The 23622-nt window shown below is 73.3% G+C and carries 26 protein-coding genes and 1 riboswitch; of the genes, 13 read left to right on the forward strand and 13 right to left on the reverse strand.

Translation table 11 applies throughout. From position 1 onward, the window contains the following. On the forward strand, positions 1-1663 hold a 1663-nt coding region (locus AC2CHG_RS18900; RefSeq protein WP_484525258.1), incomplete at its 5' end, for a beta-N-acetylhexosaminidase. A 547-nt stretch (positions 1664-2210) separates the two neighbouring features. Further along, positions 2211-2858 (forward strand): C39 family peptidase, encoded by a 648-nt coding sequence (locus AC2CHG_RS18905; RefSeq protein ID WP_194801693.1) that lies wholly within the window; start codon positions 2211-2213, stop codon positions 2856-2858. 62 nt (positions 2859-2920) lie between these two features. Here AC2CHG_RS18905 and dusB read toward each other — a convergent pair whose 3' ends face one another. The 5 genes from dusB to AC2CHG_RS18930 all read right to left on the reverse strand — a co-directional run bounded on the left by dusB (position 2921) and on the right by AC2CHG_RS18930 (position 8104). Continuing rightward, entirely contained in the window at positions 2921-4084 is a 1164-nt protein-coding gene (gene dusB / locus AC2CHG_RS18910; RefSeq protein WP_262015172.1) for a tRNA dihydrouridine synthase DusB, read from the reverse strand. A gap of 37 nt (positions 4085-4121) precedes the next feature. Further along, entirely contained in the window at positions 4122-5546 is a 1425-nt protein-coding gene (locus AC2CHG_RS18915; RefSeq protein WP_484525259.1) for an MFS transporter, read from the reverse strand. A gap of 155 nt (positions 5547-5701) precedes the next feature. Then, positions 5702-7081 (reverse strand): glycine--tRNA ligase, encoded by a 1380-nt coding sequence (locus tag AC2CHG_RS18920; protein ID WP_013475540.1) that lies wholly within the window; start codon positions 7079-7081, stop codon positions 5702-5704. Positions 7082-7194: 113 nt separating this feature from the next. Beyond that, positions 7195-7668: an Rv0361 family membrane protein gene (locus AC2CHG_RS18925; RefSeq protein ID WP_262015212.1), complete on the reverse strand. Its 474-nt coding sequence runs from the start codon at positions 7666-7668 to the stop codon at positions 7195-7197. 94 nt (positions 7669-7762) lie between these two features. Further along, positions 7763-8104 (reverse strand): antibiotic biosynthesis monooxygenase family protein, encoded by a 342-nt coding sequence (locus tag AC2CHG_RS18930; RefSeq protein WP_262015170.1) that lies wholly within the window; start codon positions 8102-8104, stop codon positions 7763-7765. A 27-nt stretch (positions 8105-8131) separates the two neighbouring features. Here AC2CHG_RS18930 and AC2CHG_RS18935 point away from each other — a divergent pair, with 27 nt between their 5' ends. The 7 genes from AC2CHG_RS18935 to AC2CHG_RS18965 all read left to right on the forward strand — a co-directional run bounded on the left by AC2CHG_RS18935 (position 8132) and on the right by AC2CHG_RS18965 (position 12253). Then, positions 8132-8395: a DUF6703 family protein gene (locus AC2CHG_RS18935; protein WP_120568528.1), complete on the forward strand. Its 264-nt coding sequence runs from the start codon at positions 8132-8134 to the stop codon at positions 8393-8395. Positions 8396-8483: 88 nt separating this feature from the next. After that, complete coding sequence (locus AC2CHG_RS18940; protein WP_484525260.1) at positions 8484-9431, forward strand: metal ABC transporter substrate-binding protein; 948 nt, start codon at positions 8484-8486, stop codon at positions 9429-9431. Continuing rightward, positions 9428-10195, forward strand: coding sequence for a metal ABC transporter ATP-binding protein (locus AC2CHG_RS18945; RefSeq protein ID WP_366624729.1), 768 nt, complete (start codon positions 9428-9430; stop codon positions 10193-10195). Before AC2CHG_RS18940 ends, AC2CHG_RS18945 begins: the two co-directional genes overlap by 4 nt. A gap of 1 nt (position 10196) precedes the next feature. Further along, entirely contained in the window at positions 10197-11072 is an 876-nt protein-coding gene (locus tag AC2CHG_RS18950) for a metal ABC transporter permease (protein ID WP_262015166.1), read from the forward strand. A 43-nt stretch (positions 11073-11115) separates the two neighbouring features. Next, the gene (locus AC2CHG_RS18955; RefSeq protein ID WP_013287947.1) at positions 11116-11418 is read left to right on the forward strand and encodes an ArsR/SmtB family transcription factor; all 303 of its coding nucleotides are present in this window, start codon (positions 11116-11118) and stop codon (positions 11416-11418) included. 52 nt (positions 11419-11470) lie between these two features. After that, positions 11471-12076 (forward strand): hypothetical protein, encoded by a 606-nt coding sequence (locus AC2CHG_RS18960; RefSeq protein WP_355512801.1) that lies wholly within the window; start codon positions 11471-11473, stop codon positions 12074-12076. 9 nt (positions 12077-12085) lie between these two features. After that, positions 12086-12253, forward strand: coding sequence for a hypothetical protein (locus tag AC2CHG_RS18965; protein WP_194802332.1), 168 nt, complete (start codon positions 12086-12088; stop codon positions 12251-12253). 46 nt (positions 12254-12299) lie between these two features. Here AC2CHG_RS18965 and AC2CHG_RS18970 read toward each other — a convergent pair whose 3' ends face one another. The 4 genes from AC2CHG_RS18970 to AC2CHG_RS18985 all read right to left on the reverse strand — a co-directional run bounded on the left by AC2CHG_RS18970 (position 12300) and on the right by AC2CHG_RS18985 (position 16555). Then, a complete protein-coding gene (locus tag AC2CHG_RS18970) occupies positions 12300-14273 on the reverse strand; it encodes an acyl-CoA dehydrogenase family protein (protein ID WP_484525261.1) in 1974 nt (657 codons plus the stop codon). Between the two features lie 107 nt (positions 14274-14380). After that, entirely contained in the window at positions 14381-14881 is a 501-nt protein-coding gene (locus tag AC2CHG_RS18975; RefSeq protein ID WP_194802334.1) for a DUF6328 family protein, read from the reverse strand. A gap of 91 nt (positions 14882-14972) precedes the next feature. After that, positions 14973-15722: an SIS domain-containing protein gene (locus AC2CHG_RS18980; protein WP_262015162.1), complete on the reverse strand. Its 750-nt coding sequence runs from the start codon at positions 15720-15722 to the stop codon at positions 14973-14975. After that, the gene (locus AC2CHG_RS18985) at positions 15719-16555 is read right to left on the reverse strand and encodes an alpha/beta fold hydrolase (RefSeq protein ID WP_484525262.1); all 837 of its coding nucleotides are present in this window, start codon (positions 16553-16555) and stop codon (positions 15719-15721) included. The genes AC2CHG_RS18980 and AC2CHG_RS18985 overlap by 4 nt, the downstream gene beginning before the upstream one ends. 76 nt (positions 16556-16631) lie before the next feature. After that, positions 16632-16738, forward strand: a riboswitch (TPP riboswitch). Positions 16739-16813: 75 nt separating this feature from the next. On the opposite strand from AC2CHG_RS18985, the gene AC2CHG_RS18990 reads away from it, so the two are divergent. The 3 genes from AC2CHG_RS18990 to AC2CHG_RS19000 all read left to right on the forward strand — a co-directional run bounded on the left by AC2CHG_RS18990 (position 16814) and on the right by AC2CHG_RS19000 (position 19747). Continuing rightward, a complete protein-coding gene (locus AC2CHG_RS18990; RefSeq protein WP_484525263.1) occupies positions 16814-17404 on the forward strand; it encodes an ECF transporter S component in 591 nt (196 codons plus the stop codon). Positions 17405-17516: 112 nt separating this feature from the next. Then, positions 17517-18950, forward strand: coding sequence for an ABC transporter ATP-binding protein (locus AC2CHG_RS18995; RefSeq protein ID WP_484525264.1), 1434 nt, complete (start codon positions 17517-17519; stop codon positions 18948-18950). Beyond that, positions 18947-19747 carry an energy-coupling factor transporter transmembrane component T family protein gene (locus tag AC2CHG_RS19000; RefSeq protein WP_484525265.1) on the forward strand — a complete coding sequence of 267 codons (801 nt, stop codon included), beginning with the start codon at positions 18947-18949 and terminating at the stop codon, positions 19745-19747. The genes AC2CHG_RS18995 and AC2CHG_RS19000 overlap by 4 nt, the downstream gene beginning before the upstream one ends. Positions 19748-19920: 173 nt before the next feature. Here the strand turns inward: AC2CHG_RS19000 and AC2CHG_RS19005 are convergent, their stop codons facing one another. Next, the gene (locus tag AC2CHG_RS19005; protein WP_355512811.1) at positions 19921-20286 is read right to left on the reverse strand and encodes a hypothetical protein; all 366 of its coding nucleotides are present in this window, start codon (positions 20284-20286) and stop codon (positions 19921-19923) included. Between the two features lie 365 nt (positions 20287-20651). On the opposite strand from AC2CHG_RS19005, the gene gndA reads away from it, so the two are divergent. Then, positions 20652-22094, forward strand: a complete 1443-nt coding sequence (gene gndA, locus AC2CHG_RS19010; RefSeq protein ID WP_262015156.1) for an NADP-dependent phosphogluconate dehydrogenase — start codon at positions 20652-20654, stop codon at positions 22092-22094. Between the two features lie 27 nt (positions 22095-22121). Here the strand turns inward: gndA and AC2CHG_RS19015 are convergent, their stop codons facing one another. The 3 genes from AC2CHG_RS19015 to AC2CHG_RS19025 all read right to left on the reverse strand — a co-directional run bounded on the left by AC2CHG_RS19015 (position 22122) and on the right by AC2CHG_RS19025 (position 23524). Further along, positions 22122-22346 carry a thioredoxin reductase gene (locus AC2CHG_RS19015; RefSeq protein WP_128138750.1) on the reverse strand — a complete coding sequence of 75 codons (225 nt, stop codon included), beginning with the start codon at positions 22344-22346 and terminating at the stop codon, positions 22122-22124. Positions 22347-22493: 147 nt separating this feature from the next. Further along, a complete protein-coding gene (locus AC2CHG_RS19020) occupies positions 22494-22679 on the reverse strand; it encodes a hypothetical protein (RefSeq protein WP_073831832.1) in 186 nt (61 codons plus the stop codon). 68 nt (positions 22680-22747) lie between these two features. Further along, positions 22748-23524 (reverse strand): isoprenyl transferase, encoded by a 777-nt coding sequence (locus AC2CHG_RS19025; protein ID WP_199733322.1) that lies wholly within the window; start codon positions 23522-23524, stop codon positions 22748-22750. Positions 23525-23622 lie beyond the last annotated feature (98 nt).

The raw sequence follows: 23622 nt of genomic DNA on the forward strand, positions 1-23622 counted from the left end.
GGTCGCCGCGGGCCGGGCCGCCGGGGCGCTCGCCGGTCCGGCGCCGGTCCGGCTCGACGACGTGGTGCCGGCGCCCGAGCAGGTGCGCCCCGACCCGGCGGGTGACTTCACACTGAGCGCGGACGCGGTGCTGCGGGTCAGCCCCGCCGGGCGGGACGTGGCCGAACAGCTCGCCGGGTGGCTGCGCCCGGCCACCGGCTTCCCGCTCCCGGTCGCCGACACCGCCGAGGGCGGCCCGCTGACGCTCACGCTGTCCGCGGCGGCTTCCACCGGGGCCGGCGGATCGGGCGGCTCCGGCGGCTCCGGCAGCTCCGGCGGCTCCAGCGAGTCCGGCGGCTCCGGCGGGCCGGGCGACGTGCGGCTCGGGGATGAGGGCTACCGCCTCGACGTGACCGCCGGCGGCGTGCGGATCACCGCCGCCACCCCGGCCGGGCTGTTCCACGGCGCGCAGACACTGCGGCAGCTGCTACCCGCGCCGATCGAGAACCCGGCCGTTGTCGCCGCGCGCTGGGCGATCCCCGGCGGCACGATCGTCGACCGGCCCCGCTTCCCCTACCGGGGCGCCATGCTCGACGTCGCGCGCCACTTCTTCCCGGTCGAGGACGTACTGCGGGTGATCGACCACCTGGCCCGCTACAAGCTCAACCACCTGCACCTGCACCTCACCGACGACCAGGGCTGGCGGATCGCCGTCGACTCCTGGCCCCGGCTCGCCGAGGTCGGCGGCACGACAGCGGTCGGTGGCGGCCCGGGCGGCTGGTACACCCGTGACGACTACCGCCGGATCGTCGCGTACGCCGCCCGCCGCCACGTGACAGTGGTGCCCGAGATCGACCTGCCGGGCCACACAAACGCGGCGCTCGTCGCGTACCCCGAACTGGCGCCCGGCAAGGTCGCGCCGCCGCCGTACACCGGCACCGAGGTCGGCTTCAGCTTCGTCGACCCCGCCGACGAGCGGACGTACGCCTTCGTCGCAGACGTGCTCGGCGAGGTGGCCGCGCTGACGCCCGGGCCGTGGCTGCACCTGGGCGGCGACGAGGCGTTCAAGGTGCCGGCCGACAGCTACCGCGCGTTCGTGGCGCGGGCGCAACGGCTGGTCGCCGCCACCGGCAAGACCGTCGTCGGCTGGCACCAGCTCGCCCCGGCCGAACACGTCGACGGGCGCGTCCTGCAGTGGTGGGGTACGAACGGGGACGACCCGGAGACCGCCGACGCGGTACGCCGGGGCGCCCGGCTGATCCTCTCCCCCGGCAACCACGCGTACCTGGACATGAAGTACGCCCCGGACACCCCGATCGGACACGACTGGGCGGGCCTGATCGACGTACGCCGGGCATACGAGTGGGATCCGGCCACTCACGTGCGGGGCGTACCGGCCGAGGCGGTGCTGGGGGTGGAGGCCCCGCTGTGGACCGAGTCGGTCACCACGCTGGCCGAGGTCGAGTTCATGCTCTTCCCGCGTCTGCCCGCCGTCGCCGAGCTGGGCTGGTCACCCCGCGAGACGCATGACTGGTCCCGGTTCCGCGGCCGGCTCGCCGGCCACGGCCCGCGCTGGTCCACCGCCGGCATCACCTTCCACCAGTCCCCCGAAATCCCCTGGCCCACCACCTCAGCCCAGATCCCCACCCAGCCCACTCCCCACCCCTCCCCAACCACTCCCTGACCCGCGCAGGGTCGCCGAACCCGGTCGATCATGAAGTTGACGGCGACAAACCGGACACAAGGCACCGCCAACTTCATGATCGACGCCCTCACCCCGGTGAGGGGAGCCCTCGGGCGTGGCCGGGCCGGGTGGCTGCGGTGAGGGCGGGCGGAGGGTCGGTGTCGGCGGCGGGCCCGGTGGGGGCGATGTCCGGATTTCGGGTGGTGGGGGTCACCGGTGGGGTGGAATCGGGGGTGGGTGCGGGGCGTTGTACATGGCAGACCGCGCCGCACCCGCCGACCGCCCGCCCCCTCGGGCCGGGACGCCGGTCGTTACATCACCGGGCCGCCGAGCAGGCCGACCGCCTGTCGAGCCGGCCCCACCGCCGGGCAGCGCCCCCGGGAATGACCCCGGGCCCCCGGTCGTTACATCCCCGAGCCGCCGGAGCAGGCCATCCCCCTGGCCGCCCGAGCGAGCCACCGGCCCCCCGACGCACATACCGGGCCACCTGATCTTTCTTCGCGGCATCCCCCATCGCCGCGTACCCCCGACAGAGAGGCAACTGATCATGGCTACCACTCTGCTGCGTAAGACCGTTCTGACCGCTGCTGGTGTCGTCGCCACCGCTGGTGGCATCGCCGGCCCCGCCATCGCCGCCCAGGCCACCCCGGCCGAGCGCGCCGCCGCCCAGGTCACCACCGACCGCAAGCACGGCGAGCGGGAACTGGACGTACGCTACGAGGCGCAGCCCAACTTCTACTTCTGCGGCCCGGCCGCGGCCCGCAACGCACTGAGCGTGCAGGGCAAGAACATCGACGTCCACGCGATGGCCGAGGAGATGGGCACCACCGAGGACGGCACCAACTCCATCAACGACATCACGCCGGTGCTGAACAAGGAGACCGGTAAGGACGTCTACAAGTCGACCGAGATCCCGGTGGACAAGGCCGGTGACAAGGTGGAGAAGCTGCGCGCCGACGTGGTGCGCACGGTCGACGACGGCCGGGCCGTGGTGGCGAACATCGCCGGCACCGCGACCGACACCGACGGCAACGCCCACTCGTTCGAGGGTGGCCACTACATCAGCGTGGTCGGCTACCGCGACGGCGGGAAGGTCGTGACGATCGCCGACTCGGCCAACCCGAACCAGGCCTCGTACCGCATGGACGTGGACGCCCTGGCGCACTGGATCGCCAGCCGCGGCTACAGCTCCTGACCGAGTGACAATGCCGAAGGGCCCGACCCCCACGGGGGTCGGGCCCTTCGGCGTATCCGGGGTCAGCCGCCGGAGTCGTCCAGCTCGGCGCCGTCGGGAGGGGTGTCGTCGTCGCGGCTGGCCAGCCAGCCGTCGGGCAGGAAGACCTTGCCCGGGGAGTTGGTGCGGCCGCGCGGCTGGCCGAGGTTCTCCACCGGGAACGGTACGGCCGGGTCGAGCTTGCCGAGCAGGTCGTCGAGCTGCGCCAGGCTCTCGATCATGGCGAGCGAGCGGCGCAGTTCGCTGCCGATCGGAAAGCCCTTCAGGTACCAGGCGACGTGCTTGCGGAAGTCGGTGCAGCCGTCCCGCTCGCCCCGGGCCGGGTTGCGCGCGCCCGCCACGAACTGCTCCACCAGCAGCTCGGCGTGCCGCCGCATCGTCACCGCCACCTCGCCGAGGCTCGGTAGCCGCCGCTCGGCGCTCCCGTTGAACGCGGCCTCCAGGTCGGCGAACAGCCACGGCCGGCCCAGGCAACCGCGCCCGATCACCACACCGTCGACGCCGGTGTGCGCGACCATCCGCAGCGCGTCGTCGGCCTCCCAGATGTCGCCGTTGCCGAGCACCGGCACGTCGAGCGCCGACTTGAGCGTGGCGATCGCGTCCCAGTCGGCGGTGCCGGAGTAGCGCTGCGCGGCCGTACGCCCGTGCAGGGCGACCGCCGCGACGCCCGCGTCCTGCGCGGCCAGCCCCGCTTCGACGTACGTCAGGTGGTCGTCGTCGATGCCCTTGCGCATCTTCACGGTGACCGGCACCCCGGCGGGTGACGCGGCGTCCACCGCGGCCTTGACCAGCCGGGCGAACAGCCGGCGACGCCACGGCAGGGCCGAGCCGCCGCCCTTGCGGGTCACCTTGGGCACCGGGCAGCCGAAGTTGAGGTCGATGTGGTCGGCCAGGTCGCGCTCGACCACGATCCGTACGGCGGCGGCGGTGATCTCCGGGTCGGTGCCGTAGAGCTGGAGGCTGCGAGGGTGCTCCTCGGCGCCGAAGGCGATCATGCGCAGCGTCTTCGGGTTCCGCTCGACGAGCGCGCGGGTGGTGATCATCTCGCAGACGTAGATGCCACCGCCCTGCTCACGGCAGAGCCGGCGGAAGCCGACGTTGGTGATCCCGGCCATCGGCGCGAGCACCACCGGCGGCCACACCCGGTGCGGGCCGATGGTCAACGCGGGCAGGGTCGGGGCAGTCACCTGACCAGTGTAGGGAGGCGTTCTCGGGTATCGACGCCTACCGGGCCGCCACCCGCTGCGGCGCGGGCGACGGCGCGGCCCCGGGTTCCCCCGCCGGCATGATCAGCAGCAGCGCGAGGACGCCCAGCCCGCCCGCTACGGCGCCGACGAACTGCACGACGCCGTAGCCGACCCCGGCGGCGAGCAGCGTGAGGAAGACCGCCACGGAGATCGCCCCGGCCACGTGGGTGGTCGACTCGAACACCGCCGAGGCCGTTCCCTGGTCGCCCGGCGGCGCGTCACCGACACACACCCGGGTCAGCCCGACGTAGATCGGACCGGCGCTGAGCCCCCAGGCGACCAGGATGGCCGTGACGAGGATCAGCGGGCCGCCCGCGCTGACCGCCACCAGCGCGAGCGTGACCGCGCACAGGCCCAGGGCGACAGCCACGACCCGCCGCGCGCCGAACCTGCGGATCAGCGCGCCGGCCGGAGCGGCGCTGACCAGCGCGCCGAGCAGCACCGGGGCCAGCACCAGCCCGGCGCCCGCCGGGGACAGACCGTGGATCTCCTGCAGGTAGAGGCTGCCCACGACCACCACCACCGCGTACGCCGCCGAGTGCGCGGCGAAGGCGAGGCAACCGGCGACCAGCGGGCGCGACCGGAGCAGGGACGGCCGGACCAGCGGGTCGGCCACCCGCCGCTCGACGCGCACCAGCAGGAACAGCAGTACCAGGGAGGCGGCGACCGCGCCGAGCCCGACCGGGTCCGGACCCGACTCGGCGATCCGGTTGGCACCGAAGATCAGCGCGAGCAGCATGCCGGTGGCGAGGACCGCCCCGGCGAGGTCCAGCCGCTGCCGGCCGCCCGGTTCGGGCCGGCTCGCCGGCAGCAGCAGCCGGGCCGCCACCATCGCCACCAGTCCGACCGGCACGGTGGCCAGGAAGACCCAGCGCCAGCCCAGGTGCGAGGTGATCAGGCCGCCGACGATCGCCCCGGCCAGGCCGGCCGTGTTCGCGGCGGCGGCGACGACCGCGAACACCCGGCTGCGCCACGGCTCATCGGGGAAGAACGTCGCCGCCGAGGCCAGGGTCGCCGGGATGGCGAGGGCCGCCCCGGCGCCCTGCAACACCCGGCCGAGCAGCAGCGGGAACAGCGCGGTCGCCAGCCCGGCCAGGGCCGAGCCGACAGTGGCCAGCGCGAGGCTGACGACGATCAGCCGGCGTCGCCCCCACAGGTCGCAGAGCCGGCCCCCGAGCAGCAGCAGGCCGCCGATGCTCAGCGAGTACAGCGTCACGACCCACTGGAGGCGGGCCGGGCCGAGGCGGAACTCGTCACCGATGCGCGGCAGCGCGGTGGCCACCGCCAGGCTGTCGAACAGCACCAGGAACATGGCGCTGGCCAGGACCAGTGCGGTGGGCCACCGATGCGTCACCACCGCGGGCGCCGGGGTGGCGGACCGTCCGCTGGTCGCCTGCCGCATCTCGCCCCCTCCGCTGCCGGTGAGGGATCTGCTACCCCGTGCTCCCGCCGGCTAACGACAACCGGCTCGCGGGATTCAGACACGTCGACCTGTCGTCCCGTGCGGGGAACATGAAGAAGGGCACCGTCGGCGACGGCGCCCTTCTCGGTGCGACGTCAGCAGCCGGGCAGGCGCTCGATCAGGTAGCGCTCGACCTGGTCCAGGGAGACGCGCTCCTGGGCCATCGTGTCCCGGTTCCGGACCGTGACCGCGTTGTCATCGAGCGTGTCGAAGTCGACAGTGACGCAGAACGGCGTGCCGATCTCGTCCTGCCGGCGGTAGCGGCGGCCGATCGCCTGCGAGTCGTCGAACTCGACCACCCAGCGCTTGCGCAGGTCGGTGGCGAGCTGCTTGGCCTTCGGCGACAGCGCCTCGTTGCGCGACAGCGGCAGCACGGCGACCTTGACCGGGGCCAGGCGCGGGTCGAACCGCATGACGGTGCGCTTGTCCACGCCGCCCTTGGTGTTCGGCGCCTCGTCCTCGTCGTACGCCTCCAGCAGGAACGCCAGCACCGCGCGGGTGAGGCCGGCGGCCGGCTCGATCACGTACGGCATCCAGCGCTCGCCCTTGCCCTGGTCGAAGTACGACAGGTCGACGCCGGAGTGCTTGCTGTGCGTGGACAGGTCGAAGTCGGTGCGGTTGGCGATGCCCTCCAGCTCGGCGAACTCGCTGCCGCCGAACCGGAATCGGTACTCGATGTCGACGGTGCGCTTCGAGTAGTGGGAGAGCTTCTCCTTGGGGTGCTCGTAGAAGCGCAGGTTCTCCTCGGACAGGCCGAGGTCGAGGTACCAGTTCCAGCGCTCGGAGAGCCAGTACTCGTGCCACTGCTCGTCGGTGCCGGGCTCGACGAAGAACTCCATCTCCATCTGCTCGAACTCGCGGGTCCGGAAGATGAAGTTGCCGGGGGTGATCTCGTTGCGGAACGACTTGCCGGTCTGCGCGATGCCGAACGGCGGCTTCTTGCGGGCGACCGTCTCGACGTTCTTGTAGTTGACGAAGATGCCCTGGGCGGTCTCCGGGCGCAGGTAGTGCATGCCCTCGTCGCTCTCCACCGGGCCCAGGTAGGTCTTCATCAGGCCGTTGAACATCTTCGGCTCGGTGAAGGTGCCCTTGTTGCCGCAGTTGGGGCAGTTCAGCTCCGTCAGCGAGGTCAGCGGCTTGCCGTGCTTGGCCTCGTACGCCTCTTCCAGGTGGTCGGCCCGGAATCGCTTGTGGCAGGACTGGCACTCGGTGAGCGGGTCGACGAACTCGGCGATGTGACCGCTGGCCTCCCAGACCTTGCGGGCCAGGATGACCGCCGAGTCGAGGCCGACGACGTCGTCGCGCTGCTGCACCATGGTCCGCCACCACTGCCGGCGGACGTTCTCCTTCAGCTCGACGCCGAGCGGACCGTAGTCCCACGCCGACCGGGTGCCCCCGTAGATCTCGCTGGAGGGAAAGACGAAGCCCCGGCGCTTGGCGAGGCTGGTGACGGCGTCGATACGGTCGGCTGGCATGTTTCCTCCTACGCCGGCTGGCGGTCGGCGCGGTTGAGATGGATAGAACCGGGCTGTTCGGGACAACGGTACGACCGTGTCCGTCCCGAGCCCAGCAGAATACCGGGGGCCGGTCAGCTCACCCCGCAGACCTCCACGCCGCCCGTCTGCTGGTCGGGTGCCAGCGTCACGGTCTGCGCCTCCCGGCGGCCGCCGGCGAGCGTGACGTCCACCGGCACGGTGAGCGTGTTGAGGTCGACCTCGCCGACCCGGTAGCCGGAGATCTGCGGCTCGGTCGCCACTCGCCGCTCGAACTCGCGCCGGGGCTCGCGTCGCCGGATGTCGTCGCAGAGCGTGTCGTACGCCTTGGACCACTCCCGGGCCACGAGCGCCTGGTAGTAGTCGTTCGTGACGGCCCGGCCCTGCTCGCCGATCGCCTGGGCGTTGCTCACGGCCAGGCCGACCACCGCGGCACCGCCTCCGCCGCAGCAGATCAGCACTGCGAGCGCACCCGCGCCGAGGCCGAGCCAGAGCCGGGTCCGCCCGCCCTCGGTGGGCGGGGCGGCGAACGGCGGCACGGCGCCGGGTCCCTGCGGCGGCGTGGGCACCCCGGGGTCCGCCGGCGGCGCGGGCGGAACTGACGACGGGGGTGGCGCGGCCGGTCCGGGAGCGGTCATACGCGCCAGGGTAGTGCCCCGGCACTCAGCGGTACGGGCCTGCGGCACGATCGCTGGCGACGACGACGACCTCCCCCTCCGGGGCGGCGCCGGCGAGCGTCTCGTACGCCGACGGCTCGTCCACCGATCGGGCGAGCAGCGGCACGGCGGTGACCTTGACGTCGAATCCGCCGAGCGCCCGCCGGTACGCACCGACCGACTCCCACTCGGTGACCAGGAGCCAGTGGTCCGGGTCGTCGAGCGCCCGCAGCAGTTCACCGCGCAGGTAGCCGGGGCGGGCGGCGAGCGCGGCCAGCGCGGCGTGCGCCGCACGGGTGAACTCGTCCACCGTTTCGGCTTCCACCACGAAGCGGTTGGTGACCAGCACGGGGTTCCTCCTCGTAGAGTTCGTGGCATGCAGCGTACGCAGAGTCCCGTGCTGTCCCGGTTGGCACGGCTCAACCCGACGGCGGTGTTCCTGGCCGCGCTGGCCCTGGTGCTTGTCGGCCTGTTCGCGCCCGGCCCGGCGGGTGGCGTCCTGCTGCTCGTGCTGGCCGGCGGGCTGGTCTGGCTGATGTCGGTCACCTGGCCGGTGCAGGCGCCGGCGACCCGGATGCTCCGGCTGGTGATGTTGACCTTGTTGATCGCGGTGGCGCTGGCGAAGCTCATGGTCGGCTGACCGCACGAAGCAGAGCCGAGCTGACCTGCGCTGACATGCAATCATGCGTTTTTGACAATAGTTTTCGTTGTCGCGGACAGTTGAGCCCATGACCGTTCGTGCACCGCGCCGCATCCTGACCGCCGCAACCACCGCTCTGCTCGCCGCCGCCGGCCTGACCGCCTGCGCCGACGGCTCGGGCGGCGCGAGCGAGCCCGGCCGGGTCGACGTGGTGGCCGCGTTCTACCCGCTCCAGTTCCTCGCCGAGCGGATCGGCGGCGACACGGTCGCGGTCAGCAACCTCACCAAGCCGGGCGCCGAGCCGCACGACCTGGAACTCAACCCGCGCCAGGTCGGCCAGGTGGTCGACGCCGACGTGGTCGTCTACCTCAGCGGCTTCCAGCCGGCGGTGGACGAGGCGGTCGAGCAGAACGGCGGCGACCGCGCGTTCGACGTGGCGGGCGTCACGCCGCTGCGGGACGCCGCCGCCGGTGGGCACGACCACGACCACGAGGGCGAGGCCGGGCACGCCGAGGAGGGCGGCGGCAAGGACCCGCACGTCTGGCTCGACCCGACCCGGCTGGCCACCATCGGCGACAAGCTCGCCGAGCGGCTCGGCAAGGCCGACCCGGACCACGCCGCCGACTACACCGCCCGCGCCGGCGCGCTGCGCGCCGAGCTGACGAAGCTCGACACCGAGTACGCCGACGGCCTGCGCACCTGCCAGCGCCGGGAGATCGTCACCAGCCACACCGCGTTCGGCTACCTGACCGAGCGCTACCAGCTGGAGCAGATCGGCATCAGCGGGCTCACCCCGGAGTCCGAGCCGTCCCCGAAGCGCCTCGCCGAGGTCGCCGAGGAGGCCCGGGAGCACCAGGCCGGCACGATCTTCTTCGAGACGCTTGTCAGCCCGAAGGTCGCCGAGACGATCGCGCGTGAGGTCGGGGCGAAGACGGCGGTCCTGGACCCGCTGGAGGGCCCGCCCACCGACGGCGACTACCTCTCCGCGATGCGCACCAACCTGCAGACCCTGCGAACCGCTCTGGACTGTTCATGACCTCCTCACCCGTGATCGAGATCGCGCACGCCACCGTCGGCTACGACGGCCGCCCGGTGCTGCGTGACGTCTCGCTGACAGTGACCGCTTCAGAGGTGGTCGCCGTGCTCGGTGCCAACGGCTCCGGCAAGTCGACGCTCGTGCGCGCCGCGCTCGGCCTGGTGCCGGTCGGCGCCGGGTCGGTCGCCCTGTTCGGCACGCCGCAGCGCCGCTTCCGGCAGTGGCACCGCATCGGGTACGTGCCGCAGCGGCTCGGCGCGGGCAGTGGAGTGCCCGCCACCGTGCGCGAGGTGGTGGCGTCCGGGCGGCTGGCCCGCCGGGGCGTACTGCGTCCGGCCGGGCGGGCGGACCGGGAGGCGGTGGCGGCGGCGCTGGACGCGGTCGGGCTCGCCGACCGGGCCGGTGACCCGGTGTCCACGCTCTCCGGCGGCCAGCAGCAGCGCACGCTGATCGCCCGCGCGCTGGCCGGCGGGCCGGAGCTGCTGGTGCTCGACGAGCCGACCGCCGGGGTGGACGCGGCGAGCCAGGAGGCGTTCGCCGGGGCGCTGCGCGCGTTCCGCGACGGCGGCGGCACGGTGCTGCTCGTCGCGCACGAGCTGGGCCCGCTGCGCCCGCTGATCAGCCGGGCCGTGGTGGTGCACCAGGGCGGGATCGCCCACGACGGCGCGGTGCCCGAACCGGCCGGCCACCACGCCGACCCGGACCACGAGCACGTGCACCCGCACTGCGACGAGGAGCCCGCCCGGCTCTGGACAGGCATCTGAGATGGATCTCTTCCAGTACGACTTCATGCTCCGCGCCCTGGTCGGCGCGCTGATCATCGGTTTGGCCGCCCCGGCGCTCGGCATCTACCTGGTGCAGCGGCGGCTGGCGTTGATCGGCGACGGGCTCGGGCACGTGGCGCTCACCGGCGTCGGCGCGGGACTGCTGCTCAACCACTCCCCCGTGCTGGTGGCGGTGATCGCCGCGACGCTCGGCGCGGTGGTGATCGAGCTGGTCCGCGCGTACGGGCGCACCTCCGGCGATCTGGCGCTGGCGCTGCTGTTCTACGGCGGCATCGCCGGTGGCGTGATGCTGGTCGGGCTCTCCGACGCCAGCAGCGGGTCGCTCAACGCGTACCTGTTCGGGTCGCTGACCACCACCTCCCGCACCGACCTGATCACCATCGGCGTCCTCGGCGTGGTGCTGCTGGTGACCATGCTGGTGCTGCGTCCGGCGCTGTTCGCGGTGTGCCACGACGAGGAGTACGCCCGGGTGTCCGGCCTGCCGGTGCGGACGCTGAACCTGGTCATCGCGGTCGGTACCGCGGTCACGGTGACCATCGCGATGCGGGCGGTCGGGGTGCTGCTGATCAGCGCGCTGATGGTGGTGCCGGTGGCGACCGCGCAGCAGGTGACCCGGGGCTTCCGCTCCACCATGACGGCGGCCATGGCGCTGGGCCTGTTCGCCGCCGGCACCGGGGTCTGGGTGGCCGCCACCGCCGACACCGCGCCCGGCGCGTCGGTGGTGCTCGTGGCGATCGGCTCGTTCCTGCTGGTCGCGCTCGCGGCGGCCGGTGTGCGGGCGCTGCGGCGCCGGGTGCGGGCCGACCGGGCCACGCCGCCGCCGGAGCCGGTCGAGCACGAGGTGCTGCTGCGGTGAGGCCCTGCCCGCCGGCGCAGCTGGGATTGGTTACCGTTACAGGGTGACCGGCACGAACGGGTACGACGCCTTCGAGGGTGCGGGTGACCTGCTGCGCGCGCTCTCGGCCCCGATCCGGCTCGCGATCGTCAGCGAGCTGGCCGAGGGCGAACGCTGCGTGCACGAGCTGGTCGAGAAGCTCGGCGCGCCGCAGCCGCTCGTCTCCCAGCACCTGCGGGTGCTGCGCGGCGCCGGGGTGGTGCGCGGGTCGCGGCGCGGCCGGGAGATCGCGTACGCGCTGGTCGACGACCACGTCGCGCACATCGTGGCGGACGCGGTCAGTCACGCCGGCGAAGGGTCGCACTGAGCGGGAAATCGGCCAGGTGCCGACGCGCCCGCGCCGTGGGACGCTGTCCGGCGTGAAGATCTACGCCGACCGTTTTCCCACCGCCGTCCGCCAGTTCCTCACCGACCTGCTCGTGGTCGTCTGGGTGTACGCGGCGATCCGCTTCGCGCTGTGGCTGCACGACGTGGTCGAGAAGCTCGCCGTACCCGGGCAGAAGCTGGAGGGGGCCGGTGGTGGGCTCGCCGACAACCTGGCCGAGGCCGGCGGCAAGGTCGGCCGGGTGCCGATCGTCGGCGACGAGCTGACCGCGCCGTTCACCCGCGCCGCCGACGCCGCCCGCGCGGTCGCCGAGGCGGGCCGCGACCAGCAGGAGCTGGTCGGGCAGCTCGCGCTCGGGCTGACCGTCGCGGTGCTGGTGTTCCCGCTCGGCCTGGTGCTGTTCGGCTGGCTGCCGCTGCGCCTGCGCTGGATGCGCCGGGCCGGCGCGGCGAAGGCCCTGGCGGGCGTCCCGGCCGGCCGGGACCTGCTGGCGCTGCGCGCGCTTGCGGGTCAGCCGCTGTCGAAGCTGACCCGGATCGCGCCCGACGTCGCCGAGGCGTGGCGGCGCGGCGACGACGCGACAGTCGACGCGCTCGCCGCGCTGGAGCTGCGCGAACTGGGGCTGCGTGGCGGCCGGTAAGGTGTGCCGGTGCTGTACTTCCTGATCGTCGTCGCCGTGCTGCTGCTGGGATACGCGGCCGTGCTGGTGAGTTTCGTCCGCAAGGGCCGCAAGATCCCGCCGTCGGCGTACCTGGTGCTGGCCGGGCTCAACGGCCTGATCCTGGCCGGCGTCCTGGCCTGGGCGATCGCGCGCTGACCGCCGCGACGGCCGTCCGGGCGGGACGGCCGCCGGGGCGGTCCGGTCAGCCGGCCGGCGGGATGCGACGGCGGACGTCCCGCTCGGTGGACGGCCCCGGTTCCCAGCGGGCCACCCACGGCAGGTCGGCGGGCGGGGTGACGACGCCCTCCTCCACCGAGGCGTACCGGCCGGCGACGATCCGCTCGGCGGCGGCCACGTCGACCGAGTCGGTGTTCGACCACAGGCCGGTGAACAGCTCGTCGACGCGCAGCCGCGCCTGACGGCAGAACAGGTCGGCCAGCTCGACGTTCTCCGGGTGCGCGTCCCGCTCGGCGTAGGCCCGGACGCAGACCGCGCTCATCGCGAACAGCTCCGCGCCGATGTCCACCACCCGGCCGAGGAACGCCTGCTTGCGCTCCATCTTCCCCTGCCAGCGGGACATCGCGTAGAACGTCGACCGGGCCAGCTTGCGGGAGGTCCGCTCGACGTGGCGCAGGTGCCCGGCCAGCGGCCCGAACTCCTGGTACGCCCCGGGCGTCTGCCCCTTGCCGACGGCGAGCGTGGGCAGCCACTTCGCGTAGAAGGCGCCGGCCCGCGCGCCCGCCTTCGCCTTGCGGCCCAGCCCGGCGTCGGGGTCGATGATGTCGCCCGCGACGGACAGGTGCGCGTCGACCGCCTCGCGGGCGATCAGCAGGTGCATGATCTCGGTGGAGCCCTCGAAGATCCGGTTGATCCGCAGGTCGCGCAGGAGCTGCTCGACGGCGGCCGGCCGTTCCCCGCGGGCGGCGAGCGAGTCGGCCGTCTCGTAGCCGCGGCCACCGCGGATCTGGATCAGCTCGTCGGCGATCCGCCAGGCCATCTCGCTGGCGTAGAGCTTTACCAGCGCCGCCTCGATCCGGATGTCGTTGCGGTCGTCGTCGGCGAGCATGCAGGACAGGTCGAGCATCGACTCCATGCCGTACGTGGTGGCGGCGATGAAGGACAGCTTCTTCGCCACCGCCTCGTGCTCGCCCACCGGGCGGCCCCACTGGACCCGGTCCGCCGCCCACTCGCGGGCCACGTTGAGCGCCCACTTGCCGGCGCCGACGCACATGGCCGGGAGCGAGAGCCGGCCGGTGTTCAACGTGGTCAACGCGATCTTGAGGCCCTTGCCCTCACCGCCGATCACGTTCTCCTTCGGCACGAACACGTCGTGGAACCGGGTGAGGCTGTTCTCCAGGCCGCGCAGCCCGACGAAGGAGTTGCGCCGCTCCACGGTGATGCCTTCGCTGTCGCCGTCCACCACGAACGCGGTGATGCCGCCGCGCCGCCCCTCGCCGGCCGGCACCCGGGCCATCACCACCAGCAGCGTGGCGAGCGTGCCGTTGGTGGCCCAGAGCTTCACCCCGTTGAGCCGGTAGCCGGTGCCGTCGGCGGTCGGCTCGGCGGTGGTGGCGAGCCGGGCCGGGTCGGAGCCGACGTCCGGCTCGGTGAGCAGGAACGCGGAGACCTCACCGGCGGCGAGCCGGGGCAGGAACCGTTCCTTCTGCTCGGGCGTGCCGAACATCTTCAGCGGCTGCGGCACGCCGATCGACTGGTGCGCGGAGAGCAGCGCGCTGACCGCCGGGTTCACCGAGCCGACGAGCATCAGCGCCCGGCAGTAGTGCAGGTTGCTCAGCCCCAGCCCGCCGTACTTCCGGTCGATCTTCATGCCGAACGTGCCGAGCCCGGCCAGACCGTGGAACACCTCGTCGGGGATGCGGGCGTCCCGCTCGATCGCCTCGCCGTCCACCTCGGACGTCAGGTACGCGCGCAGCGCGCCGAGGAACTCGTCGGCGCGAGCCACGTCGGCCGGATCGGGGCGGGGCCACGGGTCGATCAGGTCGAGCCGGAACCGGCCGAGGAACAGTTCCTTACCGAAGCTCGGCCGGTCCCAGGCCGACTCGCGGGCCGCCTCGGCGACCTGGCGGGCCTCCTTCTCGGAGACCTGGCCCGCCTCGGTGGGCAGCGGCCCCGCGCCGTCCGGTGACTCGGGCCGGCTGTTCTGTGTCGTGGTCACGGCTGCCTCCTCGCGGTCCGGCTGCGTCGACGCGTGCGACGAAAACGACGCTACCCCCGGGTGTTACCCAGGGGTAGCGCTGCGTGCACGTCCGATTTGGCGGACCGTCAGTCGGTCAGCGACTGAGGGCTGTCGTCCTCGTCGTCGATGTCGTCCTCACCCCAGTTGCGCCGGCTGAACGGCAGGATCGCCCAGAAGATCAGGAACCACACGCCGGTGAGCGCGCTGAGCAGGAACGCGATCGGCCGGTCCAGCACGAAGTCGGTGACCAGCAGGACCGAGCTGACCATCGCGATCAGCATGAAGAACAGGCCACCGGTGGCCATCCGGTGGGCGAACCGGACCAGCTCCGGCTTACGCCCCTGCCGGAACAGCGCCCGGTGGAACGCGACCGGAGAGATGATCATCGCGGCGGACGCGGCGGCGGTCAGCAGCGCCAGGATGTAGACGTCGCGCTGGAACTCCGTGGTCCGGCCGAACCCGTTGCTGAACGGCAGCGTCAGCAGGAAGGCGAAGAGGATCTGCACACCGGTCTGCGCGACCCGCAGCTCCTGCAACAGGTCGGCGAAGTTGCGCTGCCAGCGCTGCTTCTCGGATTCCTTCGACACTCGCGGACCTCCCCGGGAGACGGCACGGCCGGCGGGTGAACGCCCACCGGCAGGAGCGCCAGTGCCCCGTACGGCTGATCACGAAACCGGTTCAGGAACCGCGGCGGATCCGGCCCGCGTACCGTGCCTCCAGCTCGGCGTTGTGCTCGTCGCCGCCGGTGATGTTCGCGGACAGGTAGACCGGCGGGCGCTGCCCCGCCGCGACCAGCCGGGCCACCACCTCGGCGACGATCTGCTGGGCGAGCAACGCCGCGGTGATCGAGGAGACCGCGCCGACGCTGCCGCCACCCGGTAGCGGCAGCGTCGCGTCGCCGTAGGGGGCGCCGTTGTCCAGCACCACGTCGGCGAAGTCGGCCAGCTTGCGGCCGGACGGGTGCCGCGACGTCATCCGGGCCGAGTGCTGTGCCGACGTGATCGCCACCAGCCCGTGCCCGCGTTCCTTCACGATGGACGCGAACTCGACCATCGCCCCGTTCACGCCCGAGTTCGAGGCCAGCACGAACACGTCCTGCGGACGGATCGGCGCCAGCTCGTAGAGGCGGTGCGCGACCGCCGGGTCGCGTTCCAGCTTCGGGCCGAGCACGTCGGCCGGGTCGCCGCCGATCAGCACCAGGTCACGCAGCGCGATCCGGTTGGTGGGCACCAGCCCGCCGGCCCGCCCGGCGATCTCCATGGCCAGCGCCTCGGAGTGCCCGGTGCCGAACGCGTGCACCACCCCGTCGGCCTGCAGCGCCGCCGCGATCAGGTCGGCCGCGTCGGCCACGTTCTGCCGCTGCTCGGCGGCGACCCGGCCGATCGTCTCGGTCACCACCGCCAGGTACGCCTCGGCGCTCACCGTCATGCCTCCTCCGTTCCTGCGCACCGGGCGAGGATCGCCTCGGCCAGCGGGCCGGGCGCCTCGTCCGGGATCCAATGGCTGACGCCGGACAGCTCCACGAACCGGTAGTCACCGGTGACGTGCGCGGCGCACGCCTGCGCGGCCGTCCGGCCGATCGCCACGTCCTTGTCGCTCCAGACGAACGTGGTAGGCACCCCGACCGGGGCGACCGCCTTCATGTCCGTCCCGGTCATCGCGCGGTACCAGTTCAGCGCCGCCGTCAACGCGCCCGGCTCGCGCATCGGCTCTGCGTACCGGGCCACCGCGCCGGCGTCGCCCACGCCGCTGAGCAGCTTGCGCAGTGTGGCGCCGTTCCACGCCAGCAGCACCTTCTCCGCCGTACCGGGCTTGCGGAACAACGCGATGTACGCGGACTTGACCTTCTGCCGCGGGTCGGTGGCGAGCGCATGGCCCATCGCGGCCGGGTGCGGCACCGACACCGCGGTCAGCGTCCGCACCCGCGCCGGGTGCGCCGCCGCCAGGCCCCACGCCACGATCGCGCCCCAGTCGTGGCCCACCACGTGCACGCGGGTCACCCCGAGCGCGTCCAGCACGGCGGCCGCGTCGGCCACCAGCTCCGGAATCCGGTACGCCCCGACGTCGGCCGGACGTGCGCCGGGCGAGTAGCCGCGCTGGTCGAGCGCGTACGTGCGCAGCCCGGCGGCGTGCAGCGCGGGCGTGACCGCGTCCCACTCACCGGAGTGCTGCGGGAAGCCGTGCAGCAGCAGGACCGGGTCACCGCCCTCGGGGCCGCCGGCGCGTACCTCGAACGTCAGTCCCCGCGCATCCACCAGCATGATCGCCACCATACCGACACTCGCCCTGCTGGGCCCCGGGCCGTGGTCGGTGCTAGCGTCTGCGACGAGACAACTTCACATCCGACAGGGGAGCGCACAGCGCTGAGAGTGCGGGCCGGTGCCCGCAGACCCTCGAACCTGATCTGGGTAATGCCAGCGCAGGGAGTTCGGTCGACCTCCAGCCGCGTCGCCGTCCGGTGACAACCGGACGCGGCGTGCGTCTTCTCCTGGTTCACCTCGACGAACTGGGAGCCAACCGTGAACCACACCGACAGCAACAGCTGGCGTACCGTCGACATCGTCGTCGCCTCGGTCATCGCCGTCGCCTTCGGCGTCGTGTTCCAGCTCTGGAACATCCTCTGGAAGGGCAGCGACGGGCCGTTCGCCTTCTTCGCCCCGCTCCAGTCGGTCATGTACGGCGTCTGGCTCATCCCGGCCGTGCTGAGCGCGCTGATCGTCCGCAAGCCGGGGGCGGCACTGCTCACCGAGACGGTCGCCTCGGCGGTCTCGGTGCTGCTCGGCTCCCCGTACGGCGCGATGGCGATCCTCCAGGGCGCGGTGCAGGGCCTGGGCGTCGAGGCTGTCTTCGCGGCCACCCGGTACCGCGTCTACCGGCCGCTCACGGCGGCGCTCGCCGGTGCGTGCGGCGGCCTCTTCGCCACACTGTTCGACGCCCTCTACTGGTACCCCGGCACGAGCTGGACGACGTTCCGGCTGCCCTACATCGCGTTCGGCGTGCTCAGCTGTCTGCTGGTGGCCGGCCTGGGTGCGGTGGCCCTCACCCGCGCGCTGGCGAACACCGGCGTCCTGGACCGCTTCCCCGCCGGCCGCGACCGCGCCCTGGTCTGAGGCTCGCCTCGCCCCGCCCCGGTGATCAAGGAGTTTGCGTCCGCCGGGCACGGTTCTCCGGACGCGAACTCCTTGATCACGCAGGCTGGGCCGGGAGAGGGGGTGGTGGGCGGTGAGCGGGGTGGTGCTCCGGGGGTTCGGGTGGCGGCACGGGGGACGGAAACGCTGGGCTCTGCGCGGGGTGGATCTGCGCGTGGAGAGCGGCGAGCGGGTGCTGCTGCTCGGACCCTCCGGCGCCGGTAAGAGCACGCTGCTGGCCGCACTGGCCGGGCTGCTGCCGGAGGACTCCGGCGAGCAGGAGGGCACCGTCGAGATCGACGGGCTGGACCCGCGCAAGGCCCGCGAGCGCGTCGGCATCGTCTTCCAGGACCCGGAGACCCAGCTCGTCATGGCCCGCTCCGGCGACGACGTGGCGTTCGGGCTGGAGAACCGTGGCGTACCCGCCGGGGAGATCTGGTCCCGCGTCGACGAGGCGCTGCACCGGGTCGGCTTCCCGTACGACAGGGACCGCCCCACCGCGGCGCTCAGCGGCGGCGAGCAGCAGCGGCTCGCGCTGGCCGGCACGCTCGCGCTGCGCCCCGGGCTGCTGCTGCTCGACGAGCCCACCGCCAACCTCGACCCGGCCGGCGCCGGCCTGATCCGCCGGGCCGTCGCGAACGCGCTCGACCCGGACACCACGATGGTCCTGGTCGAGCACCGGGTCACCGAGGCGCTGCCGCTGGTCGACCGCGTCGTGGTGCTGGAACCCGGCGGCGGCGTGCGCGCCGACGGGCCGCCCGACGCGGTCTTCGCCGCGCACGGCGAGGCGCTTGCGGCCGCCGGGGTCTGGGTACCCGGCCACGTCGCGCCGCCCCGGCACGCCACCACGCCGCCCGGCGACGTGCTGCTCACCGCGGAGCGGCTCGGCCTGCCGCCGCGGCTCAACCCCACCGATCTCCGGGTACGCGCCGGCGAAGCGCTCGCCGTCCTCGGTCCCAACGGGGCCGGGAAGTCCACACTGGCGCTGCTCCTGGGCGGCCTGCTGAAGCCCGGCACGGGCGCCGTCACCGCGTCGGCGGAACTCGCCGGGCGGGACGCGCGTACTCCCCCGCACCGCTGGCGGGCACCCGCGCTGGTCCGCCGGATCGGTTCGGTGTTCCAGGACCCGGAGCACCAGTTCGTCACCGCCACGGTGCGCGACGAGCTGGCGCTCGGCCCGCGCCGCACCGGCCGACCCGAGTCGGCGGTCACCGCCACCGTCGACGGGTTGCTGCACCGGTTGCGGCTGGACAAGCTGGCCGGCGCCAACCCGTACACCCTCTCGGGTGGGGAGGCACGGCGGCTGAGTGTGGCGACGGCCCTGGCCACCGCGCCCCGCCTGCTGATCTGCGACGAGCCCACGTTCGGCCAGGACCGGCGGACCTGGCTGGAGCTGGTCGACCTGCTCGCCGAGCTGCGCGACGCCGGGCACGGCCTGGTCACGGTGACCCACGACGAGGACTTCGTGGCCGCGCTGGCCGACCGGACGCTCACCCTGCACCGCTCCCCCGACGGGGTGGTCACGTGATCGGCCTCGAACCGGTCGCCGCGCCCGGCGCCCCGCTGGCCCGGCGCAACCCGGTGGCGAAGCTGGCCGCCGCTGTGGTCTTCACGCTGATCCTGGTGGCGACGCTCGACCCGGTGGCCCCGGCCATCGCCATCGCCGTCGAACTCGCGGTGCTGCCGCTGTTCGGTGTCCGCTACCGGTTGCTGGCCCGCCGGGCCTGGCCGCTGCTCGCCGGTGCCGTCGGCATCCTGGTCACGCTTGTGCTCTTCGCGGCCGACCGTTCCGGCCCGGTGCTCGTCGAGGCCGGGCCGATCCTGGTCACCCAGGGCGTGCTGATGACCGCGCTCGGACTGGTGCTGCGGATGCTCGCCGTGGCGCTGCCCGGCATCGTCGTGTTCGCCACCACCGACCCGACCGACCTGGCCGACGCGCTGATCCAGAACGCGAAGGCACCCGCCCGGTTCGCCATCGGGGCGCTCGCCGCGTTCCGGATGGTGCCGCTGCTGGAACAGGAGTGGCGGATGATCAGCATGGCCCGCCGGGCCCGCGGCGTGGACGCCGGCCGCAACCCGGTGGCGAAGCTGCGGCTGTTCGCGTCCACCGCGTTCACGCTGCTGGTGGGCGCGATCCGGCGGGGTACCCGGCTGGCGGTGGCGATGGACGCCCGGGGCTTCGACGCGGGCACCCCACGCACCGTTGCCCGCCCGCAGCGCTTCACCGGGGCCGACGCCCTGCTCGTCGCAGGCGCCGCGCTACTGGCAGCCGGCGCCTTGGCCACAAGCATCGCCCTGGGCACCTTCCGCCCCTTGATCGGCTGACCCGCCCCTCCCACCCCCGCCCCGTTGATCATGAAGTTGACGGCACCGGTTGCCCGATTCGCCCCCGCCAACTTCATGATCAACCAGAGCCGGGCGAGATCTTGGTACGGAAGGGCCCCTATGGGGGCCGGAATCCTCCAAGATCTTCGGGGAGGCTCGGGCGGGGCTGTCGGTCAGCTGCGGCGGAAGGCGTAGAACCGGGTCTGGCCGGCGCGCTGGCTCCGCCCGGTCAACCGGGCCTGCCGCCCTGCCGGTGGGCCCGATCTGGGCGGCGTCGCGGATGCGCCCGGCAGGACCGGGGTCTCCGGAGACTCCGAGGGCGACACCGTCGGCGCAGCCAGGACTGGCGACACCGCATCCGGAGACACGGCGGGCGCCGCCGGCTCGGTGGGAAGCACCACCGGGGACACGGTGGACGCCGACGGCTCGGTGGGGAGCACCACCGCGGGTGGCGTCACCGTGAGCGCGTCGAGGTTCGGCGTGGTCACCTGCGGCGACGACTGCTTGCGGGACTTCTTCGGATTGCGCTTCGCGGGCATTCGCGGGCCTCCTGTCGTGCGGGCGCGCCGACCGGGACGCGCCGAGCGAGGGCTCCGGTGCGTTCCGATCACGACAGACACCGCGACCGACGGTGGCGGGGAAGGAATGCGGACGCCCGGAGCAGGACGGGTCCACGGCACTGGCGGCGGTGGACCGGGCTCGGAGGTGGGGCGTCACTTACGCATGCGGCAACGCTATACCGCCGCCCGGAGGTCCGCACCCGATTTACGGGAGAGAACGCGGACGTGCCCGCGCGAGACGCACGGCCACCCGCCGATCACGCCCTGTCGACGTCCCCGCCCGCTCCCCCGGCGACCGCGATACGGTCGCAGCACGGCAGCACGAACGAGAGGTGGCGGTACGCATGGCAGAGCAGGCGACGGCGCAGATCGGGGTCACCGGTCTGGCGGTGATGGGCCGCAACCTGGCCCGGAACCTGGCCCGCAACGGCTTCGCCGTGGCGGTGCACAACCGGTCGCCGGAACGTACCCGCAGCCTAGTCGCGGAGCACGGCGACGAGGGCACGTTCGTGCCGTCGGAGTCGCTCGCGGACTTCGTCGGCTCGCTGGAGCGGCCCCGCGCGGTGATCGTGATGGTGAAGGCCGGCGCGCCCACCGACGCGGTGATCGACGAGTTGGTCCCGCTGCTGGAGGAGGGGGACATCGTCGTCGACTGCGGCAACGCGCACTTCGCCGACACCCGCCGCCGGGAGGAGGCGCTGCGCGAGCACGGGCTGCACTTCGTCGGCACCGGCGTGTCCGGCGGCGAGGAGGGCGCGCTGCTCGGTCCGAGCATCATGCCGGGTGGTTCGGCCGAGTCGTACCGCAAGCTGGGGCCGATCTTCGAGAAGATCGCCGCGCAGGTGGACGGTGAGCCCTGCTGCCGGCACATCGGGCCGGACGGCGCGGGCCACTTCGTGAAGATGGTGCACAACGGCATCGAGTACGCCGACATGCAGCTCATCGCCGAGGCGTACGACCTGTTGCGGGCCGGTCTCTCGGCGAGCCCGGCGGAGATCGCGGAGATCTTCCGGGAGTGGAACGGCGGCGAGCTGGGGTCGTTCCTCATCGAGATCACCGCCGACGTGCTCGGCCACACCGACGCGGCCACCGGCCAGCCGTTCGTGGACATCGTGCTCGACCAGGCCGAGCAGAAGGGCACCGGCCGCTGGACCGTGCAGAGCGCGCTGGACCTCGGCATCCCGATCACCGGCATCGCCGAGGCCACGTTCGCCCGGTCGCTGTCCGGCCACGCCGACCAGCGCGAGGCCGCCCGCCGGGTGTTCGCCGACGCGGGCGACAAGTGGCAGGTGGACGACCGGGACGCGTTCGTCGAGGACGTGCGCCGCGCGCTGCTGGCCAGCAAGATCGTCGCGTACGCGCAGGGCTTCGACCACATCCGGGCCGGCAGCCGGGAGTACGACTGGGACATCGACCTGGGCGGTACGGCCACCATCTGGCGGGGCGGCTGCATCATCCGGGCCGGTTTCCTGGACCGGATCCGGGAGGCCTACGACGCGGAGCCGGACCTGTCGACGCTGCTCGTCGCGCCGTGGTTCGCCGAGCGGGTCAGCGCCGGCGTACCGGCCTGGCGACGGGTGGTGGCCGACGCGGCCCGGGCGGGCGTCCCGGCCCCGGCCTTCGGGTCGTCGCTGGCCTACTTCGACGCGCTGCGGGCGCAGCGACTGCCGGCCGCGCTGATCCAGGGCCTGCGGGACGACTTCGGCGCGCACACGTACCACCGGGTGGACCGGGCCGGCTCGTTCCACACGCTGTGGGCGGGCGACCGCTCCGAAGTGGAGGCGTGAGCCGCACCGGCAGCACGGCCGGACAGGTCACCAGGCCCGCTGACCGTCCGGGTCGGGCGCCCAGCCGGCGGCCGGTTCGCCCGCCGCCAGCTCGCCGATCTCACCGGAGCGGACGGCGGGGGTGTGCCCGAGGTCGGCGCACCACCGCTGGGCGACGTCGGCGCACAGTGCGGCGACGGCGTCCCGGCGGGCCGGCTCCACCAGGTCGGCGGCGGCCAGGGCAGCAGTCATCTCGTACCGGAGATCGCGCATCCTCCACCCCCGTGGCGGGCGCGCACCCGGCGGCGCGCCCTGCGCCGATCGTAGAGCGGAACGCCCCGCCCCCGGCGGGAAAGCCGGATGCGGGGCGTCACACTCGGGCCGGATGTCGGCCGCAGCCACCAGGGCCGGACGTCGCGGTCAGAAGAACCGGCGACGCTTGGCCTTCTGCGGCCGGACCAGGTCGGCGCCCTTGGTCAGCAGACGGCTCACCCCGGACGGGCCGCGACGGGCCTCCAGGGTGTGGCTGAGCCGGCGCGCGCCGGCCGCCGCCAGCGGCACGGCGACCGCCATGACCGCCCACTGCGCGATCCGCTTCTGAATCATGTGGTTCACCTCCGCGTTTGCTGTCTACCGGTATCGGTACCCAGCGCGGCACGTCGGTAAGCGTGACGTCAGGCGCCCGGGGCGACCGGGTTGGGCAGGGCGCCGCCGAAGCGGCGGTCGCGCTGGGCGTACAGCTCGCAGGCGTACCAGAGGTGACGGCGGTCGAAGTCGGGCCAGAGCGTGTCCAGGTAGACCAGTTCGGCGTACGCGGTCTGCCAGAGCAGGAAGTTGGAGATGCGCTGCTCCCCGGAGGGGCGCAGGAACAGGTCGACCTCGGGCACCTCGGGGTGGTAGAGGTACCGCGCGATCGTCTTCTCGTTCACCTTGGCCGGGTCGAGCCTGCCGGCCGCGACGTCGCGGGCGATCCCGGCGGCGGCGTCGGCGATCTCGGCCTGGCCGCCGTAGTTGACGCAGAACTGCAGCGTCAGCGTCGAGTTGCCGCGCGACATCTCCTCAGCGGTCTGCAACTCGGAGATGACGCTCTTCCACAGCCGGCCCGCGCGGCCCGACCAGACCACCCGTACGCCCAGGTCGACGAGCTGGTCGCGGCGGCGGCGGATGACGTCGCGGTTGAAGCCCATCAGGAAGCGGACCTCGTCGGGCGAGCGCCGCCAGTTCTCGGTGGAGAACGCGTACGCCGACAGGTAGGGGATCCCCATCTCGATCGCGCCCTCGACCGCGTCGAACAGGCTGTGCTCGCCCTGCTCGTGCCCCTTGGTGCGGGGCAGCCCGCGCTCCTTGGCCCAGCGGCCGTTGCCGTCCATCACGATGGCGACGTGCCGGGGCACCGCGGCGGGCGGCAGCGCCGGCGGACGGGCGCCGGAGGGGTGCGGGGTCGGCGGCACCGGCTCGCGGCGGGTCGCCCTCGTCGATCGGATCACTCGGTCATCTCCCTGTTCACACCGGCGACGGGCCCGGCGCCGGAGCGCGGCGGGACCACATC

The sequence above is a fragment of the Micromonospora sp. ATLC20 genome, assembly GCF_057196585.1.

Bases quoted from the DNA above. Each gene is read 5' to 3' on its own strand.
- AC2CHG_RS18935 (WP_120568528.1), top strand. From the start codon at position 8,132: ATGCAGCGTACGCAGAGTCCCGTGCTGTCCCGGTTGGCACGGCTCAAC.
- AC2CHG_RS18905 (WP_194801693.1), top strand. From the start codon at position 2,211: ATGGCTACCACTCTGCTGCGTAAGACCGTTCTGACCGCTGCTGGTGTC.
- gndA (WP_262015156.1), top strand. From the start codon at position 20,652: ATGGCAGAGCAGGCGACGGCGCAGATCGGGGTCACCGGTCTGGCGGTG.
- AC2CHG_RS18940 (WP_484525260.1), top strand. From the start codon at position 8,484: ATGACCGTTCGTGCACCGCGCCGCATCCTGACCGCCGCAACCACCGCT.
- AC2CHG_RS18980 (WP_262015162.1), bottom strand. From the start codon at position 15,722: ATGACGGTGAGCGCCGAGGCGTACCTGGCGGTGGTGACCGAGACGATC.
- AC2CHG_RS19005 (WP_355512811.1), bottom strand. From the start codon at position 20,286: ATGCCCGCGAAGCGCAATCCGAAGAAGTCCCGCAAGCAGTCGTCGCCG.
- AC2CHG_RS18915 (WP_484525259.1), bottom strand. From the start codon at position 5,546: ATGCGGCAGGCGACCAGCGGACGGTCCGCCACCCCGGCGCCCGCGGTG.
- AC2CHG_RS18945 (WP_366624729.1), top strand. From the start codon at position 9,428: ATGACCTCCTCACCCGTGATCGAGATCGCGCACGCCACCGTCGGCTAC.
- AC2CHG_RS18920 (WP_013475540.1), bottom strand. From the start codon at position 7,081: ATGCCAGCCGACCGTATCGACGCCGTCACCAGCCTCGCCAAGCGCCGG.
- AC2CHG_RS18950 (WP_262015166.1), top strand. From the start codon at position 10,197: ATGGATCTCTTCCAGTACGACTTCATGCTCCGCGCCCTGGTCGGCGCG.
- AC2CHG_RS19015 (WP_128138750.1), bottom strand. From the start codon at position 22,346: ATGCGCGATCTCCGGTACGAGATGACTGCTGCCCTGGCCGCCGCCGAC.
- AC2CHG_RS18985 (WP_484525262.1), bottom strand. From the start codon at position 16,555: ATGCTGGTGGATGCGCGGGGACTGACGTTCGAGGTACGCGCCGGCGGC.
- AC2CHG_RS19020 (WP_073831832.1), bottom strand. From the start codon at position 22,679: ATGATTCAGAAGCGGATCGCGCAGTGGGCGGTCATGGCGGTCGCCGTG.